This is a genomic window from Nocardia sp. NPDC059240 (assembly GCF_042753865.1).
Taxonomy (GTDB): Bacteria; Actinomycetota; Actinomycetes; order Mycobacteriales; family Mycobacteriaceae; genus Nocardia.
In genome coordinates this window covers 1-15,671 of record NZ_JBHZAC010000021.1, presented here as the reverse complement: position 1 = coordinate 15,671, position 15,671 = coordinate 1, and the positions used below count along the sequence as shown (strand labels likewise).

Below are 15,671 nucleotides of genomic sequence, written 5' to 3'. Positions count from 1 at the left end.
CCCCTGAAAGGAGCCCGCGGTGCACTCCGACGATGTCGAACCCGCGGACGCCGCGTCCGACCACCCCGCGCCCGCCCACCCCACCCGAGACCAGCCCGGCTCCGCTCGTGATCAACTCGGCTCCGACCGCGATCAATCCGGGTCCGACCGCAGTCAACTCGGCTCCGACCGCAGTCAGCCCGGCTCCGTCCGAGATCAACTCGGTTCGGGCCGTGATCAGCTCGGCTCTGGTCGTAATGATTCCAGCGGTGACCGGTCGGGCTCGGCCGGGCGGCCGGACGTCGTGACCGGTCGGCCCGCTGCCAACTCGGCGGCGGGGGAGACCTTTCGTCATTCCGGCGTGCTTGTGGCCGGAATCCACACCGCGTCAGTAGGTTCCGGCGAGACCGAGCCGCCCGCGTCCTTGCTGCCGCCCGTGCTGGCCGCGCGGATTTCGCCCGCGCGGTCCACGGCGGTGGCGGCGCGGGTGGGGATCGCGCTCGGGGTCGGGGTGCTGATCCTGTTCGTGACCGGGATGATCAGTCATCTGATTCAACATCCGCCGGACTGGTTCTGGTGGCCGGCCAACCCGGTGTGGCTGTATCGGGTCACGCAGGGGACGCATGTGACGGTCGGGGTCATGATGATTCCGCTGTTGCTGGTCAAGTTGTGGTCGGTGTATCCGCGGTTCTTCCTGAAACCGTCTGTGCGCCGGGCGCTTCCGGAGGCGCTGGAGCGGGCCTCGGTGGCGGTGCTGATCGGCGCGATCTTGTTCCAGATCGTGACGGGGTTGTTCAATACGGCCCAGTTCTATCCGTGGAAGTTCTTCTTCACCACCACCCATCACGCCATGGCGTATGTCGCCTTCGGTGCGGTCGTCGTGCATCTGGCGGTGAAGCTTCCCGTCGTGCGGCAGGCGCTGACCAAGCCGGTCTCGGAGCCGGAATCGGCTGGTCGGCAACAGGAATCGAGCGCCCGGCCGCGACCGGGCGTTTCGCGCCGGGCGGTGCTCACCGCGGCGGGGCTGGGTGCGGCGGTCACCGGTCTGGTGGTCGCCGGGCAATCGGTTCCCCTGCTGCGCCGGGTTGCTTTGCTGGCACCGCGCGATGGTGAAGGCCCGCAGGGGGTTCCGATCAACCGGACGGCCGCGGCCGCCGCCGTCACCGAAACCGCACGCTCACCGCAATACGCGCTCACGGTGAAAGTCGGTGGCCGGGAACGTATTTTCTCGCGTGCGGACCTGGCGGCCCTGCCGCAGCACGACAGCGTCCTGCCCATCGCCTGCGTCGAGGGCTGGAGCGTGACCGGCCACTGGTCCGGCGTGCGCCTTCGCGACCTGCTGGCCGCGGTGGGCGAATACGGCGGTGGCGATGTGCGATTCGCGTCCCTGGAGACGACCGGCATCTACGGCGGCTCCGTCCTCCCGCGCACTCACGTGGTGGATGCCTCCACCCTGATCGCCCTGCGGCTCAACGGCGAGGACCTCACCCTCGATCACGGCTACCCGTGCCGGTTGATCGCGCCGAACCGTCCGGGCGTGCTGCAGACCAAATGGCTGAAGTCGATCGAGGAACTGTCATGACCATCACCCGGATCCTGTTGGGCGCGTTGGGCATCGGCTTCGCTACCTACGGCGTGGACCTGCTGCTGAAGATGAGCACCACCGACCTGAAGTCCGTGGCCATGTGGTTCATCGGCGCGATCCTCGCCGAGAACCTGATCTTCGGCCCGGCCGCCGCTCTGGTGGGCGTCCTCGGCCACTACGTGCTCCCGCCCCGCTGGTGGCCCGCCTACACCGTAGGTGGGTTCTGCAGCCTGGCCCTGATTCTCGTCTCGTTCCCGCTGCTGGGCCGCGAGAACGCGGTGCCCGGCAACGACACCATCCTCAACCGCGACTACACGGTGAGCCTGCTCATCGCGCTGGCCGTGGTGTGGGCCGGGGTCGCCGCCTACCTGCTCAGCTCCGCCCGGCGGTCTCCAGCAGTGGCAGCCGGATCTCGAAACGCGCTCCCTCGGAACGGTTCCGGGCACTGATATCGCCGTGATGCGCGGCCACCAGACCCGCCGCGATGGCCAATCCCATGCCGCTGCTGCTGCCCAGTTCCCCCGCACCGGGGGAGCGGGCGGCACTGCCGCGGTAGGCGACCTCGAAGATGCGCGGCAGATCGGTGTCGGAGATGCCGGGCCCGGTGTCGTCGACCCGCGTCCACGCCTGGCCGTCGTCCGCGCCAGCGGAGATATCGATCCGCCCGCCCGGCGGGGTGTGCGCGATGGCATTGGCGACCAGATTGGTCAGCACCCGTCCGAGCGCGCGATCACTGCCCGCCACTACCAGCTTGTCTTCGGGTTGCGTTGCCGCCAAGGTGATCCGGGCGCGCGCGGCGGTCGGCTGATTGGCGGCCAGCACTTCGTCGATCAACTCACGCAGATCCACCGGCTCCATCTCCAGCCGCAACGCCCCCGAATTGATCTTCGACATCTCGAACAGGTCGTCCACCATCGACGAAAGCCGATTGGTTTCGCGCACAATCTGTTCCGCATACCGCTGCACATCACCCGGCCGCGACACCACACCGTCCAGCAGCGCCTCACCCATGGCGCGAATCCCAGCCAGCGGGGTCCGCAGATCATGACTGACCCACGCCACCAGTTCACGCCGGGACCGTTCGGCGGCGCGCTCCTGCTCGATCATCTCGCGCTCCCACACCGTGGCCCGCGCCTGCTCGCGGCCCAGCAGAATGGCCGCGGGCACGGTCACCGCGGTGACCACCGCCAAAACCACTGCCGTGCGCTCGAATTCGGCCCCGAACATGAGCCCGCTCACCGCGACCACGCCGCACAGCGTGGCCAGCGTCGGAATCAGCACCAGCACGGCCATGCTCGTGGTCATGGCGCGACCCCGCGTGTAGCGCAGCAGCAGCGCCCCGACCACCACCACCGGCAGGGTCCCCGCCAGCGCGTACCCGATCAGTGAGGGCGTATCAGTCGGCATCGCCGGTCTCCTCCGCGATATCGGCGCGGCCCCAGGCGTACCCGCGGCCCCACACCGTCTCGATCCGGTGTGCGGCACCCAGCTTGGCCCGCAACCGCTTCACATGCACGGTGACCGTGGACAGATCACCGAAATTCCAGCCCCACACCTCGGCCAGCAGTTCCTGCCGGCTGAACACGTGCCGCTGATGCGCCAGCAGGAATGCCAGCAGATCGAACTCACGAGCGGTCAACTCCACCGCCGACCCATCCGCGACGACGGTGCGCGACGCCCGATTCAACTCCACTCCGTCCCCGGACAGCGTCTCCGCGACCACCTGCTGCGGATGCGTCCGCCGCAGCACCGACGCCACCCGCAACGCCAACTCCCGCGGACTGAACGGCTTGGTCACGTAATCGTCGGCCCCCGCCTGCAATCCGATCACCCGGTCGTCCTCCTCACCGAGCGCGGTCAGCAAAATGATCGGCGTCTCCGGATGCGCCCCCGCCCGCACCGCCCGCGTCAGATCGATCCCGTCCGGCGGCGGCATCATCACATCCAGCACCGCCAGATCGATGTCGTTGCGCTCCAGCACCGCAGCCGTGGCAGGCCCATCTGCGGTCTCGATCACCTCGAGCCCATCCCGCTCCAAATACCGCCGCACCACCTCGCGCACAACGGCATCATCATCCGCCACCAGAATCCGCATACCCCACCCTAGGCCGCCCGCACCCCGAACCACCTGGTCCAAGCCATTTCCCCCACCGCCGTCACAGTTTCGTCATGGCCGGAGCCGCCTACGACGGCAGCTCCGGACCTACCGTCGAACCATGCCCCCCGCACGACGAACCCGCACGGCTCGGCGCGGCGAGGTCCCCGACCCCGCCACCAGGGAGCACATCGATCAGGTGCTGACCGCTTGCTGCGACGGCCCGACCATCGACCTGGCCTGTGGTTCGGGCCGCCTCGCGGACCGGCTGATGCGGCGCGGCATCGCCGTGCTCAGTGTCGACCTGTCACCGAAATCCGTGGCCGTGACCAGGTCTCGCGGTGTCCCGGTCCTGCACCGCGACCTGTTCGCCCGCCTCCCCGCCACCGGTCGATGGGCCTACGCCCTCCTCGCCGACGGTGTCGTAGGTCTCGGCGGCGACCCGGTCCGAGTCCTGCGCCGGACCCGCGAACTCCTCGCCCCCGACGGCGTCGCCATCGTCGAATTCGCACCGGCCCGGGCGGATTCGCCGCCCCGGCGCAACTGCCCTCCCACCACCGCCGGGTTGCCCTGGGCAAGGGTCGGCGTCGAACACGCCGCCGCCCTGGCCACCGCCGCCGACCTACGACTCATGACCACCGCGACGGTCGCGGGCCACGACATCGCCTGGCTCACTCGGAACCTGCCCGGCTGACGCCCGCGACCGCGGCCGGATCCGGCGTGCTGGGAGCAGGGTTGGGGCGGGCATTCGCGCGGCGGGGCGACGGGTGGGGTGGGGCGGCTCTAGGATTTTCGCGTGACCAGCGATATGTCCGGATCGGCGGAGATCGAGGCGGAGGGTGGGCAGGTTCGGGCCTCGACCCTGGAACTGTTCTTCGACCTCGTGTTCGTCTTCACCATCACGCAGTTGACGCATGTGTTCACCCATCACCCGGGCTGGCGGGAGCTGGGGGAGGTGGCGTTGATGTTCGGGATCATCTGGGGGATGTACAGCGGATATGTCTTCCTGACCAATGAGGTCGCACCGAACAGCACCTCGCGGCGAACCTTCCTGCTGCTGGGCATGTTCGGATTCTTCGTCATCGCCATTGCGATCCCGGACGCCTTCGGCGGCACCGGACTGGTGTTCGGCATCGGATACATCGTGGTGAACCTGGTGCACACGCTCATGTTCGCGACCGCGGGCGGGGCGAGCGCCAGCACCGCGATGCTGCGGCTCGGCCCGCTCAACACGTTGACCGCGGTGTTCGTGCTGGCCGGCGGCATCGCCGACGGCTGGGCGCGGGCGGCCTGGTGGTCGGCGGCCATCGTGCTGCAGATCGTGACGCCCTACATCACCCGCGTCGAGGGATTCGTGGTGCGCGCCAGCCACTTCTGCGAACGCCACGGCCTGGTCGTGATCATCGCGCTGGGCGAATCGGTGGTCGCCATCGGCGCGAACCTGACCGGCCAGGACCTCACCGTCGGGCTGATCGCGACCGTCGGTCTCGGCCTCACCCTCGGCTATGTGCTGTGGTGGGCCTACTTCGGCATGGACGACGAACGCGGCGAGCACGCGCTCTCGGCGATTCCCGGCTCGGTTCGGGCCCGCCCCGCGGTGCTCGCGTACGGATATTCGCTCTACATCGTGCTTTTGGGGATCATCCTGACCGCCGCCGGTATCGCCATGACCATCGCGCACGGCAACCAGCCCGCCGGTAAGCCTGCCGCGCTGGCCCTTTCGGGCGGTGTCGCCCTGTTCTTCCTGGGCCAGTGCGCGTTCCGGCTGGCCTTGCACCTGCCGCGCCCCTGGTGGCGGCTGCTCGGCGCGCTGTGCGTATTCGCCACCGCCCCCATCGGAATCGTCTGGGTGGCGTGGGGCCAATTCGTGGTGCTGGTGGTGGTCGCCTACGGGTTCGTGATCGCCGACGACCTGATGTCCGTGCGCGCGGGGGAGGACAGCTCCTATGTGCGCCCGGATATCTCGGCCGTCGGCCGCATGATCACCCGCAATCAGCGGCCGTAGCGGTCAGTCCCGCTGCGGCACCGCGCAACCGTCCGGCCCGCAGGTGTCGGCGTCGGCGACGATCTGCAATTCCGGCGCGTGATCACTCCACGCCTGCTGCAGCGCCTGCGCGAACACCTCCGGCGGTTGCGCACCCGACACCCCGTACTTGCGATCCAGCACGAAGAACGGCACCCCGCGAGCCCCGAGCCGCGCGGCCTCGGCCTCGTCGGCGCGCACCGCGTCGGCGAAGGCCTCCGGGTCGGCGAGCACGCCGCGCACGGCCGGCTCGTCGAATCCGGCCGACACCGCGACTTGAACCAGCCGCTCGGTATCGCCGAACAGCGGCCGCTCGTCACCGAAATTGGCCGCGTACAACGCATCCAGCAGCTGCTCCTGGCGGCCCTGCTCGAGCGCGAAATGCAGCAGCCGATGCATATCGAAGCTGCTGCCGAAGTCACGCCCGGAGGTGACATACGCCAACCCCATCGCCTCGGCCTGCGCCCCGATGCCCCGCTCATTGGCGGCGGCCTGCGCCTCGCTGATCCCGTACTTCTCCGCGATATGCGGCACCACCGCATCGCTGTGCTCGCGCGGCAGCGTCGGATCCAGTTCGAAGGACCGATGCACCACCGTCACGCCGTCGCGGTGCGGGAACTCCGCGAGCGCTTCCTCGAACCGCCGCTTGCCCAAGTAGCAGAACGGGCAGTTGATATCGGTCCAGATCTCGACCTGTACGGCCATCACACCTCACTCCGACGCTGTTTCCGCAGGCCGGGGGCCCGGCCACCCTGATGCCAACCGGCTACCGGCCCCGAATGTTCCGCTGTGACCCAGTTCACAATCGCGAGTTGTCACGTTCCGGCGGGCTGTCCTGTCTCATGCCCGACCCAGCAGGAACACACCCCACGGAGCCGAAAATGAACGCCACCAACAAGACCCACGAGATCGTCGTCCTGGGCGCGGGCTACACCGGCATGCTGGCCACCGTCCGCCTGGCCCGCCGCACCCGCAAGCTGAACGTCCGCATCACCCTGGTGAACCCGTCGGAGCGTTTCACCGAGCGCCTGCGCATGCACCAGATCGCCGCCGGGCAGGAACTGGCCAACCACCACATCCCCGACCTGCTCGACGGGACGAACGTGGTCTTCCACCGCGCCGCCGCGACCGCCATCGACGTCACCGCCCGCACCGTCACCCTCGACGACGGCACGCAACTGCACTACGACACCCTCATCTACGGCCTCGGCAGCACCACCGACACCTCGCGCGTCCCCGGCGCCGACGAGGACGCCTGGACACTCAACGATCCCCGCCAGGCCCGCCGGTTTTCGCACCGACTGACCGAAATCAATGCCGCCGCAGGCACCGTCACCGTGGTCGGCGGCGGCCTGACCGGTATCGAGGCCGCCACCGAGATCGCCGAATCGCACCCGGACCTGACCGTCACCCTGGTCAGCACCGAGGAACTCGGCCACATGATGGGCGACAAGGCTCGCGCCCACCTGAACCGCGCCCTGGACCGGCTCGGCATCGTCCGCAAGATCGGCGTGCAGGTCGCCAAGGTGCTGCCGGACGCCGTGCGGCTGACCACCGGCGAAATGATCGCCTCGGATCTGACCCTGTGGACCGCGGGCGTGAAGGTCTCGCCGCTGGCCGCCCACGCCGGAATCGCCGTGGACGACCGCGGCTTGATCATCACCGACACCACCCTGCGTTCGGTCTCGCACCCGGAGATCGTGCCCATCGGTGACGCCGCCGCGGTCCGCATGCCCTTCGGCGTCCTGCACGGCACCTGCCAGAGCGGCATGCCGACCGCCGCCTACGCCGCCGACAGCGTGACCCGCCGACTGCGCGGAAAGACGGTGAAGCCCTTCCGCTTCGGCTACATCCACCAGCCGGTGAGCCTGGGCCGCAAGGACGCCGTCATCCAGTTCACCAAGGCCGACGACACCCCGCGCCGCTGGTACCTGAAGGGCCGCGCCGCCGTCTTCTACAAGGAGCAGGTGAGCGGCAGCCCGGTGCCGGTCTTCAAGATGAGCAAGCACATGACCATGCAGGTGCAGTTCGCCAACGGCGGCCGCGCCACCCGCGCGCTCGCATGACCCGTCACGGCTGCTCGTTCGCCCTGATCGCCGGGATACCGACCGGGTATCCCGGCCCTCCGATGGATTCCTTCCGCACGACCCGGTAGGTATGAGTCCCATGCAGGATGAGATCGACCCCTTCGTCGCCCACCGCCGACTGCTGTTCGGCACCGCGTACCAGATGCTCGGCACCGTCACCGACGCCGAGGACATCCTGCAGGACGCCTGGATCAAATGGCATGAGGTGGACCGGGATTCGGTCACCCACCCCAAGTCCTACCTGGTCCGCACCGTCACCAACCTGGCGCTCAACCGGCTCACCTCCGCGCGCGCCACCCGCGAAACCTATGTCGGGCCCTGGCTGCCCGAACCCTTGCTCACCACCACGACCGACGCCGCGCAGGAGACCGAGATGGCCGACACCGTGTCGACCGCCATGCTGGTCGTCCTCGAAACCCTGGCCCCCGTCGAACGCGCCGTCTTCGTGCTGCGCGAGGTCTTCGGCTACTCGCACGCCGAGATCGCCGGTTTCCTGGACCGGCCCGAGCCCACCGTCCGCCAGATCGCCCTGCGCGCCCGCAATCACGTGCACGCGCGCCGCCCGCGCTTCGACACCGATCCGGCGGCCCGCACCGAGATCACCGAGAAGTTCCTGGCCGCCGCGCACGGCGGAGACGTCAACGCGCTCATGGAATTGCTGGCCCCCGAGGTGACGCTGTGGAACGACGGCGGCGGCAAGGTCACCGCCGCGCGCCGGCCGCTCTACGGCCCCGACCACGTGGCGCGCTGGCTACTGGGTGCCATGGCCAAACCGATCAGCGCCGACATCCACCTCGAATCCGCCTGGGTCAACGGCGAACTCAGCATCGTGGCCGTCCTGGGTGAGTACCGGGTCGGTGCGCTCACCTACGACATTCGTGACGGCCGGATCGAGAACATCCGCTTCCAGGTCAATCCCGACAAGGTCGCCGGACTCCAGCCGCCGACCGGCGATGTATCGGTCGCCGGATCGGTCGAGGAATAACAAAACGGACATTTCGCTCAGTGGGCTCCGTAGTATCCAACGCTCGGCGGGGGCGATCGCCTCCGCGTCGATGTCGTTCTTCTGCAGGGGTTTTCGTAGTGATCAGCCAGACAACGCGCCGCGTGGCGCGACATATCCTGCCCTGGGCCGCGGCGGCCTTCCTCGGTGCGAGCGTGCTCGCCGGACCGGCGGCCGCCACCCCGGTCCTCCACGATGCCTATTGCGGCGCAAGCGAATACGAGAATGTCGACGGCAGGTGCGTGCCGCGCCCCGAACAGTCCGCGACCGCTCCGGACGGGGCCACCGCGCATTGCAAGGACGGCACCTGGAGCTTCAGCCAGCACCGTCGCGGCACCTGCTCGGGCCACGGCGGCGTCGCCGAATGGCTCTGAGCCAGTCGCCGAATGCCTTTGAGCTGATCGCCGAACGGCAGTGAGCCGGCGGCCCGCCCGCCGCTCCGGCCGGGCGGGCGGTGCGGAACAATGGTTCGGCGTGGGTGCCGAAGATCTCGCCGTCGAACCGCTACACGCCGCCCGGCGACTGCTCGGCGGCACGCTCCGCTGCGGACCGGTCGCCATGCGCATCGTGGAAGTCGAGGCGTACGGCGGTGATCCGGCCGGACCCTGGCCCGACCCGGCCGCCCACTCGTACCGCGGCCGCACCCCACGCAACAGCGTCATGTTCGGGCCGTCCGGCGTGCTCTACGTCTACTTCAGCTACGGCATGCACACCTGCGTGAACGTCACCACCGGCCCCGACGGCCTCGCCAGCGCGGTGCTCATCCGCGCCGGGGAGATCATCGAGGGTCTCGATATCGCGCGCGCACGCCGCCCCGCCGCCAAGACGGATGCCGATCTCGCTCGTGGCCCCGGCAATGTCGGGAGCGCCCTCGCGATCAGCCTGGACGACTACGGAACTCGCCTGTTCGACCCCGCGTCCGCGATCCGCCTCGAACTCGGACCCGAAATCGCCGACAGCGCAGCCGTTTCCACCGGCCCTCGCGTCGGGGTCAGTCTCGCGGCCGATCGTCCCTGGCGGCTGTGGCTCCCGGATTCCCCCGCGGTCTCCGCCTACCGCCGCAGCCCCCGGGCCCCGCAACTCGAGCGCCCCGCTTGACCCCGGGCACTGCCCCCGTCCTTCCGGCAAACGCCAGGCGGGCGGACGAAGGGGACTACGGTGAACGCATCGACACCTCGCCCTTAGGTGGAATCCCATGTTCGAACGGTTCAACGACGCCGCCCGCCGCGCGGTCGTCCTCGCTCAGCAGGAGGCCCGGCTGCTGGGCCACGACCGGATCGGGACCGAACATCTGCTGCTCGGCCTGATCCACGGCGCGGACCCGGTAGCCGGGCAGACGCTGGCGGAGCTCGGCCTCGACCTCTCCGGGACGCGCGAGGCGGTGGGTCACGCGGTGGGGATCTCGGCGGCGCAGGTGACCGACGAGGGCATGCCGTTCACACCCCGCGTCGGCACCGTCTTCGAACACTCGTTACGCGAGGCACTGCACCTGGGCCACAACTACATCGGCCCCGAACACCTGCTGCTCGGCCTGGTCGCCGACGACGCCGGGGTGGCCACCCAGGTACTGATCAGCCAGCGCGCCGACCCCAAGGACATCCGCGACCGAGTACTCGCCCACCTACAGGCCGTCCCGCCCCACACCGAAACCCGGAACTCCACCGAATCCGAACTCCGCCAACGCATCTCCGAACTAGAACTCCGGGTAGCCGAACTCGAACGCCGCCTCGACGGCCCGAACCCGGCCCGTGACGACACCGCTTGACGCACACGGCCGTTCGTCCGGCTGTTGGTCCGTTGCGCTCGTTCTCGCGTCGAGATCGGATCCTCGAAAGGCCGCTGCCCCCGGCGGATCGAGACCGCGTGACCCGACAGGGTGCCGCGGCCCGGCCAGGGCAGCGGCCGAGGGGGACCGGAATCCCCAGTGCGGAGCGAGGTCCGGTCCCTGGCGGCGGCCGGAGTCGGCCCTACACGGACACCATCGCCCGTACTCGGGTGCTCGCGGCGAACAGTGCGGCCTCCTCCGCGCCAGCGGGGCTGTCACCCTCGCCGAAGGCCCAGGCCACGCCCTCGGAGCCGCGGTATTCCAGGTAGGCGGCCGTGATCGTGGAGCCGCTGCGGCGCACCGACTGTGTGGTCACCGCCAGCACCTCGACCACGTCCCCGGCAGTCGCTTCGGCGGGGACCCGCACCTCCCGCGTAGGCGTGGGACCGTCGGCGGCGTAGGTGGCGGTGAACAGCTCCCACAGCGTCCGTGCGGAGACCTCGCTACCGGTCTCGTCGGTGTGTCGCTGCACATGCCGCGCGAAATCGATCTGCAGCCGGCGCGGCAGATCCAGGCCGTACTCCTGCTGCAGCAGATACGCGATCCCGCCCTTGCCCGACTGCGAATTCACCCGGATGACGGCGTCATAGGACCGCCCCACATCGGCCGGGTCGATCGGCAGATACGGTACCTCCCAAGGGATTTCGCGCTCCGGCTGACCCAGCCGCGCGGCCCGTTCGTGATGCTCGGCGAAGCCCTTCTTGATCGCGTCCTGATGCGTGCCCGAGTAGGCGGTGTACACCAGATCGCCCGCGTACGGGTGCCGTTCGTGGATGGGCAGCCGGGTGCAGTATTCGACCGTGCGCCGGATCTCGTCGATATCGGAGAAGTCGATCATCGGATCCACGCCCTGCGCATGCAGATTCAGCGCCAGCGTCGCCAGATCCACATTGCCGGTGCGCTCACCATTGCCGAACACGCAGCCCTCGACGCGTTGCGCCCCGGCCAGCACCGCCAGTTCCGCACAGGCGACCCCGGTGCCGCGATCATTGTGCGGATGCACCGACAGGATGACGCTGTCGCGTCGCGCCAGGTTCCGGTGCATGTACTCGATCTGGTCCGCGTACACATTCGGTGTCGCCACCTCGACGGTCGCGGGCAGGTTCAGGGTCACCGGACGTTCGGGCGTGGCATCCCACAGTTCCGTCATCCGATTGCAGATGTCCAGCACGTAATCCGGCTCGGTCAGCATGAACACCTCGGGCGAGAACTGGAATCGCACGTTGGGCATGTCCCCGGCCAGTTCCAGGATGTCCCGCCCGCCCGCCATGATCAGCTCGGTCAGTTCGTCACGTGACTTATCCAGCACCACGTTTCGCCAGGCCGGTGCGGTCGCGGTGTACATGTGAATCACCACGTCGTTCGGGATGTCCCGGATCGACTCCACCGTCCGCTCGATCAGATCGCGGCGCGCGGGCGTGAACACGACGATGGTGACATCCTCGGGAGCCAGCCGCGCCGACCCGATCAGCCGCACGAAGTCGAAGTCGGTCTGCGACGCGCTCGGGTAGCCGACCTCGATCTCCTTGTAGCCCATGCCCACCAGCATTTCGAAGAACTGCCGCTTGCGTTCGGGATCCATCGGCTCGGCCAGCGCTTGATTGCCGTCGCGCAGATCCACCGGCACCCACAGCGGTGCGGTCGTGATCCGGTTGGCGGGCCATTCACGTTCGGTCAGCGGAACCGAAACCCGCTGGTACACATCGCGATAACGATGCGAGGGCATGACGGAGGGCTGCTGACGATTCCAGATCGGGAAGGTGCTCACGGGGATTCGCTTTCGCGTCGGAGAGAGTGTGACCGGCGCAGCACAATCGACCCGCTAGCGGGGTGCCGGTCTGGTCAGACCCCGCTGCGGCGGCGAAGGAGGAGAAGAGCACCCGTATGCATGTGGCCTACACTAGAGGGGATTCACTCCTCAGACAAGTAGAGAGGCCGAGCAAAAGTGGCGCAGGTACAAAGGCATCCGCTCGCCGCCCAAGCGGCCGGGGTTCTGCTGGAGCGAATTCGTGCGGGGGAGTGGGAGCTCGGCCACCGGCTACCCGGCGAAACCACCCTGGCCGTCCAGCTCGGCGTCGGCCGTTCCACCCTGCGCGAGGCCATCCGCGAACTCGCGGGCCGCGGCGTCCTCGAAAGCCGCCAGGGCGCGGGTGTTTTCGTCACCGCCCTGGATGTCACCGACGACTGGGATACGGTGCTGCGCCGCTCCGACATCGTCACCGTCATCGAGGCCCGCATCGCCATCGAAGCCGAGGGCGCGGCCCTGGCCGCCCGCCGCCGCACCCCCGCCGACCTGCGCGCCATCCTCCGCGCGCTGGCCGCCCGCGCCGAAAGCGGTGACTCCGTCGAGGCTTTGGTCGACGCCGACACCGCCTTCCACCGCACGATCGTGGCCGCCGCCCACAACGACATCCTGCTCGAACTGTTCAACGCCTTCGTCCCACGCTCGCGCCACGCCATGATCGACATGCTGCGCATCCGTCCCATGGCCGCGCCGAGCGCCGACCACGACGCGCACGAGAACCTCTACGCCGCCGTCCGCGCCCGCGACCCCGAGGCCGCCGCGACCGCCAGCCGCATCCACCTGACCAGCATCAAAGCGGCTTTCGACAGCTGATCGAAAATTCTTTTCGATCATGCGATGAGTTTCCGCGACGGCCCCCGTCCTATGGAGCAAGCGAGTTCGACACCGAACCGACAAGCCCCGGAAGGACATTCGACATGACCGCCATCACCGCCACCCCGACCGTCGCCACCACCGCCACCACCGGCAAGACCCGCAACCGGGTCCTGTGGACCCTGCAGATCGTGCTCGGCCTCTTCTTCATCATCGCCTCGGGCGGGCCGAAGCTCGTGATGCCGCAGACGCTGATCGACAACGGAGCCGCGGGCGTGTCGATCCCGCTCGGCCTGCTGGTCTTCATCGGCGTCGCGGAGGTCGCGGGCGGTATCGGTCTCATGGTCCGCCGCGTGACCGGCCCCGCCGCCGCGGGCCTGTCCGTTCTCACCGCGCTGGCCGCCGCCACCCAGGCGTTCATCGCCGACAAGCCCGCCATGGCGATCTTCCCGCTGGTGCTGGCCGCGATCTTCGCCTGGATCGCCTACGAGCGCCGCGCCTCCTTCTCCACCTTCACCAACCTGGTCAAGTGAGCTCCGAAATTCGCTAGACCCCCCGCCCGCTGCCGATCACACTCGGCAGCGGGCTTCGGGGCGTTCGGTGGTCATCCACTCGAATTCGCTTCCCGGCCCGCCGATCCCCGATCGGCGGGCCGGACTCGTTTCACTACAACCCCGGGCCTGTGCAACTTCCTTATTGACGTGCGGAAAGATAGACAGGCGTGAGCGGCGACATCATCGACGAACTGACCTGGCGCGGACTGATCGCGCAGTCCACCGACCTGGACGCCCTGCGCGCGTCCGCGGCCAAGGGGCCGATCACCCTCTATGCCGGGTTCGACCCGACCGCGGCCTCCCTGCACGCCGGACACCTGGTTCCCCTGCTCGCGCTCAAGCGCTTCCAGGCCGCGGGCCACCGTCCGATCGTGCTCGCGGGCGGCGCAACCGGTCTGATCGGTGACCCCCGCGATGTCGGCGAGCGCACCATGAACTCCAGCGACACCGTCGCCGAATGGGCCGGGCGCATCCGCTCCCAGCTGGAGCGCTTCGTCGACCTGGGCGACGGCCCGAACGCGGCGATCATCGCCAACAACATGGACTGGACCGGACCGCTGAGCACGGTCTCTTTCCTGCGCGATATCGGCAAGCACTTCTCGGTGAACGTCATGCTGGCGCGTGACACCGTCAAGCGTCGTCTCGAGTCGGACGGCATGTCCTACACCGAGTTCAGCTACATGCTGTTGCAGGCCAACGACTTCCTGCAGTTGCGCCGCGAACACGGCTGCACGCTGCAGGTCGGCGGCTCGGATCAGTGGGGCAACATCATCGCGGGCGTGGAACTCAACCGCCGCGTCGACGGCGAGCACGTACACGCGCTGACCGTCCCGCTGGTGACCTCGGCCGACGGCAAGAAGTTCGGCAAGTCCACCGGCGGCGGCAGCCTCTGGCTCGACCCCGAGATGACCAGCCCCTACGCCTGGTACCAGTACTTCGTGAACACGGCCGACGCCGATGTGGTCCGCTACCTGCGCTGGTTCACCTTCCTCTCCCGCGAGGAACTCGACGAGCTGGAGAAGGCCACCGTCGAGCGCCCGCACGCCCGCGAGGCCCAGCGCCGGCTGGCCGCCGAGATGACGACTCTCGTGCACGGCGAGGAGAACACCCGCTCGGTGCAGCTGGCCAGCCAGGCCCTGTTCGGCCGCGGCGAACTCGGCGAGCTCAACGAATCGACCCTGGCCGCCGCGCTGACCGAGGCCGCCGTCGACGGCAAGGTCGCCGAGGCGACCCTGACCTCGACCATCGTCGACCTGCTGGTCGAGTCCGGTCTGAGCGAGAGCCGCGGTGCGGCCCGGCGCGCGGTCAATGAGGGTGGCGCATCGGTGAACAACGAGAAGGTGTCCGACCTGGACTGGATCCCCTCCGATACCGACTTCCTGCACGGACAGTGGTTGGTACTGCGTCGCGGCAAGAAGAACTTCGCCGGCGTGCGCCGCGCGGCCAACTGATCTGCTGCGCAACTGATTCGGAAACAAGATCGAAATGACCTGAGTCACAAAGGGGTGGCTCAGGCCGCTAAACCGCCCGGTCGCCACCGTTTTGACCAGCGCAAACGTGTTGGCGACCAGCGGATTTGACCTTGCGTTATCCGCCGCGTAACTTAGTCCAAGTCAGAGCGACACGGACACCGACCGGGACCGAAACGCCCAGCTCAGAGCAGGGATTCGGAAGCGGAAAACGAGGTTGGACGAAGGCGCCGGACACGAACACTCCAGTCAATAAATTGGTTCTTGACTCTGTTGAGATCAGGGGCTAGGCTGGAAAAGTTGCCTCACTGGACATCCGATCAACTCGGAGCGATGGTGTGTGCGTGTGTTCTTTGAGAACTCAATAGTGTGTCGATGAATGTCAGTGCCAAATATTTTATTTGGTTCCGGCCATTCTCACCCCCGTGAGAGTG

At 68.4% G+C, this 15,671-nt stretch carries 16 protein-coding genes; 12 read left to right on the top strand and 4 right to left on the bottom strand.

The window, feature by feature from the left end; all coding sequences use genetic code 11:
• The first annotated feature begins 19 nt into the window (after positions 1 to 19).
• Together ACFXHA_RS43755 and ACFXHA_RS43750 are read left to right on the top strand one after the other, a co-directional pair.
• Positions 20 to 1,561 carry a molybdopterin-dependent oxidoreductase gene (locus ACFXHA_RS43755; protein WP_379367073.1) on the top strand — a complete coding sequence of 514 codons (1,542 nt, stop codon included), beginning with the start codon at positions 20 to 22 and terminating at the stop codon, positions 1,559 to 1,561.
• Complete coding sequence (locus ACFXHA_RS43750) at positions 1,558 to 2,013, top strand: hypothetical protein (RefSeq protein ID WP_379367071.1); 456 nt, start codon at positions 1,558 to 1,560, stop codon at positions 2,011 to 2,013. The genes ACFXHA_RS43755 and ACFXHA_RS43750 overlap by 4 nt, the downstream gene beginning before the upstream one ends.
• Here the strand turns inward: ACFXHA_RS43750 and ACFXHA_RS43745 are convergent.
• Both ACFXHA_RS43745 and ACFXHA_RS43740 read right to left on the bottom strand, forming a co-directional pair.
• Positions 1,937 to 2,971, bottom strand: a complete 1,035-nt coding sequence (locus ACFXHA_RS43745) for a sensor histidine kinase (RefSeq protein ID WP_379367069.1) — start codon at positions 2,969 to 2,971, stop codon at positions 1,937 to 1,939. The genes ACFXHA_RS43750 and ACFXHA_RS43745 overlap by 77 nt on opposite strands.
• Complete coding sequence (locus tag ACFXHA_RS43740; protein ID WP_379367067.1) at positions 2,961 to 3,659, bottom strand: response regulator transcription factor; 699 nt, start codon at positions 3,657 to 3,659, stop codon at positions 2,961 to 2,963. Before ACFXHA_RS43740 ends, ACFXHA_RS43745 begins: the two co-directional genes overlap by 11 nt.
• Before the next feature lie 121 nt (positions 3,660 to 3,780).
• Between ACFXHA_RS43740 and ACFXHA_RS43735 the strand changes: the two genes are divergently transcribed.
• Together ACFXHA_RS43735 and ACFXHA_RS43730 are read left to right on the top strand one after the other, a co-directional pair.
• Positions 3,781 to 4,353, top strand: a complete 573-nt coding sequence (locus ACFXHA_RS43735) for a methyltransferase domain-containing protein (protein ID WP_379367066.1) — start codon at positions 3,781 to 3,783, stop codon at positions 4,351 to 4,353.
• A gap of 102 nt (positions 4,354 to 4,455) precedes the next feature.
• Positions 4,456 to 5,664 (top strand): low temperature requirement protein A, encoded by a 1,209-nt coding sequence (locus ACFXHA_RS43730; protein ID WP_379367064.1) that lies wholly within the window; start codon positions 4,456 to 4,458, stop codon positions 5,662 to 5,664.
• A gap of 3 nt (positions 5,665 to 5,667) precedes the next feature.
• On the opposite strand, the gene ACFXHA_RS43725 is transcribed toward ACFXHA_RS43730, so the two are convergent.
• Complete coding sequence (locus tag ACFXHA_RS43725) at positions 5,668 to 6,387, bottom strand: DsbA family oxidoreductase (RefSeq protein WP_379367062.1); 720 nt, start codon at positions 6,385 to 6,387, stop codon at positions 5,668 to 5,670.
• 176 nt (positions 6,388 to 6,563) lie between these two features.
• Between ACFXHA_RS43725 and ACFXHA_RS43720 the strand changes: the two genes are divergently transcribed.
• The 5 genes from ACFXHA_RS43720 to ACFXHA_RS43700 all read left to right on the top strand — a co-directional run bounded on the left by ACFXHA_RS43720 (position 6,564) and on the right by ACFXHA_RS43700 (position 10,537).
• Entirely contained in the window at positions 6,564 to 7,748 is a 1,185-nt protein-coding gene (locus ACFXHA_RS43720; protein WP_379367060.1) for an NAD(P)/FAD-dependent oxidoreductase, read from the top strand.
• A 100-nt stretch (positions 7,749 to 7,848) separates the two neighbouring features.
• Positions 7,849 to 8,754 carry an RNA polymerase sigma-70 factor gene (locus ACFXHA_RS43715; RefSeq protein ID WP_379367058.1) on the top strand — a complete coding sequence of 302 codons (906 nt, stop codon included), beginning with the start codon at positions 7,849 to 7,851 and terminating at the stop codon, positions 8,752 to 8,754.
• 98 nt (positions 8,755 to 8,852) lie between these two features.
• On the top strand, positions 8,853 to 9,146 hold the full coding sequence (locus ACFXHA_RS43710; RefSeq protein WP_379367056.1) for a DUF3761 domain-containing protein: 294 nt from the start codon (positions 8,853 to 8,855) through the stop codon (positions 9,144 to 9,146).
• 100 nt (positions 9,147 to 9,246) lie between these two features.
• Positions 9,247 to 9,870 carry a DNA-3-methyladenine glycosylase gene (locus ACFXHA_RS43705; RefSeq protein WP_379367054.1) on the top strand — a complete coding sequence of 208 codons (624 nt, stop codon included), beginning with the start codon at positions 9,247 to 9,249 and terminating at the stop codon, positions 9,868 to 9,870.
• 97 nt (positions 9,871 to 9,967) lie between these two features.
• Entirely contained in the window at positions 9,968 to 10,537 is a 570-nt protein-coding gene (locus tag ACFXHA_RS43700) for a Clp protease N-terminal domain-containing protein (RefSeq protein WP_379367052.1), read from the top strand.
• Between the two features lie 202 nt (positions 10,538 to 10,739).
• On the opposite strand, the gene ACFXHA_RS43695 is transcribed toward ACFXHA_RS43700, so the two are convergent.
• Positions 10,740 to 12,323: a 2-isopropylmalate synthase gene (locus ACFXHA_RS43695; protein WP_379367248.1), complete on the bottom strand. Its 1,584-nt coding sequence runs from the start codon at positions 12,321 to 12,323 to the stop codon at positions 10,740 to 10,742.
• A 219-nt stretch (positions 12,324 to 12,542) separates the two neighbouring features.
• Between ACFXHA_RS43695 and ACFXHA_RS43690 the strand changes: the two genes are divergently transcribed.
• The 3 genes from ACFXHA_RS43690 (at position 12,543) to tyrS (ending at position 15,219) form a co-directional block, all read left to right on the top strand.
• Positions 12,543 to 13,214 carry a FadR/GntR family transcriptional regulator gene (locus ACFXHA_RS43690; RefSeq protein ID WP_379367051.1) on the top strand — a complete coding sequence of 224 codons (672 nt, stop codon included), beginning with the start codon at positions 12,543 to 12,545 and terminating at the stop codon, positions 13,212 to 13,214.
• 104 nt (positions 13,215 to 13,318) lie between these two features.
• Positions 13,319 to 13,747, top strand: coding sequence for a DoxX family protein (locus ACFXHA_RS43685; protein WP_379367049.1), 429 nt, complete (start codon positions 13,319 to 13,321; stop codon positions 13,745 to 13,747).
• Between the two features lie 188 nt (positions 13,748 to 13,935).
• Positions 13,936 to 15,219, top strand: a complete 1,284-nt coding sequence (gene tyrS / locus ACFXHA_RS43680; protein WP_379367047.1) for a tyrosine--tRNA ligase — start codon at positions 13,936 to 13,938, stop codon at positions 15,217 to 15,219.
• The last annotated feature ends 452 nt before the right edge of the window (positions 15,220 to 15,671 follow it).

Excerpts from the sequence above, each read along its gene's own strand:
- ACFXHA_RS43750 (WP_379367071.1), top strand. The coding sequence starts at position 1,558 with ATGACCATCACCCGGATCCTGTTGGGCGCGTTGGGCATCGGCTTCGCT.
- ACFXHA_RS43745 (WP_379367069.1), bottom strand. The coding sequence starts at position 2,971 with ATGCCGACTGATACGCCCTCACTGATCGGGTACGCGCTGGCGGGGACC.
- ACFXHA_RS43740 (WP_379367067.1), bottom strand. The coding sequence starts at position 3,659 with ATGCGGATTCTGGTGGCGGATGATGATGCCGTTGTGCGCGAGGTGGTG.
- ACFXHA_RS43735 (WP_379367066.1), top strand. The coding sequence starts at position 3,781 with ATGCCCCCCGCACGACGAACCCGCACGGCTCGGCGCGGCGAGGTCCCC.
- ACFXHA_RS43725 (WP_379367062.1), bottom strand. The coding sequence starts at position 6,387 with ATGGCCGTACAGGTCGAGATCTGGACCGATATCAACTGCCCGTTCTGC.
- ACFXHA_RS43720 (WP_379367060.1), top strand. The coding sequence starts at position 6,564 with ATGAACGCCACCAACAAGACCCACGAGATCGTCGTCCTGGGCGCGGGC.
- ACFXHA_RS43715 (WP_379367058.1), top strand. The coding sequence starts at position 7,849 with ATGCAGGATGAGATCGACCCCTTCGTCGCCCACCGCCGACTGCTGTTC.
- ACFXHA_RS43700 (WP_379367052.1), top strand. The coding sequence starts at position 9,968 with ATGTTCGAACGGTTCAACGACGCCGCCCGCCGCGCGGTCGTCCTCGCT.
- ACFXHA_RS43695 (WP_379367248.1), bottom strand. The coding sequence starts at position 12,323 with ATGCCCTCGCATCGTTATCGCGATGTGTACCAGCGGGTTTCGGTTCCG.
- ACFXHA_RS43685 (WP_379367049.1), top strand. The coding sequence starts at position 13,319 with ATGACCGCCATCACCGCCACCCCGACCGTCGCCACCACCGCCACCACC.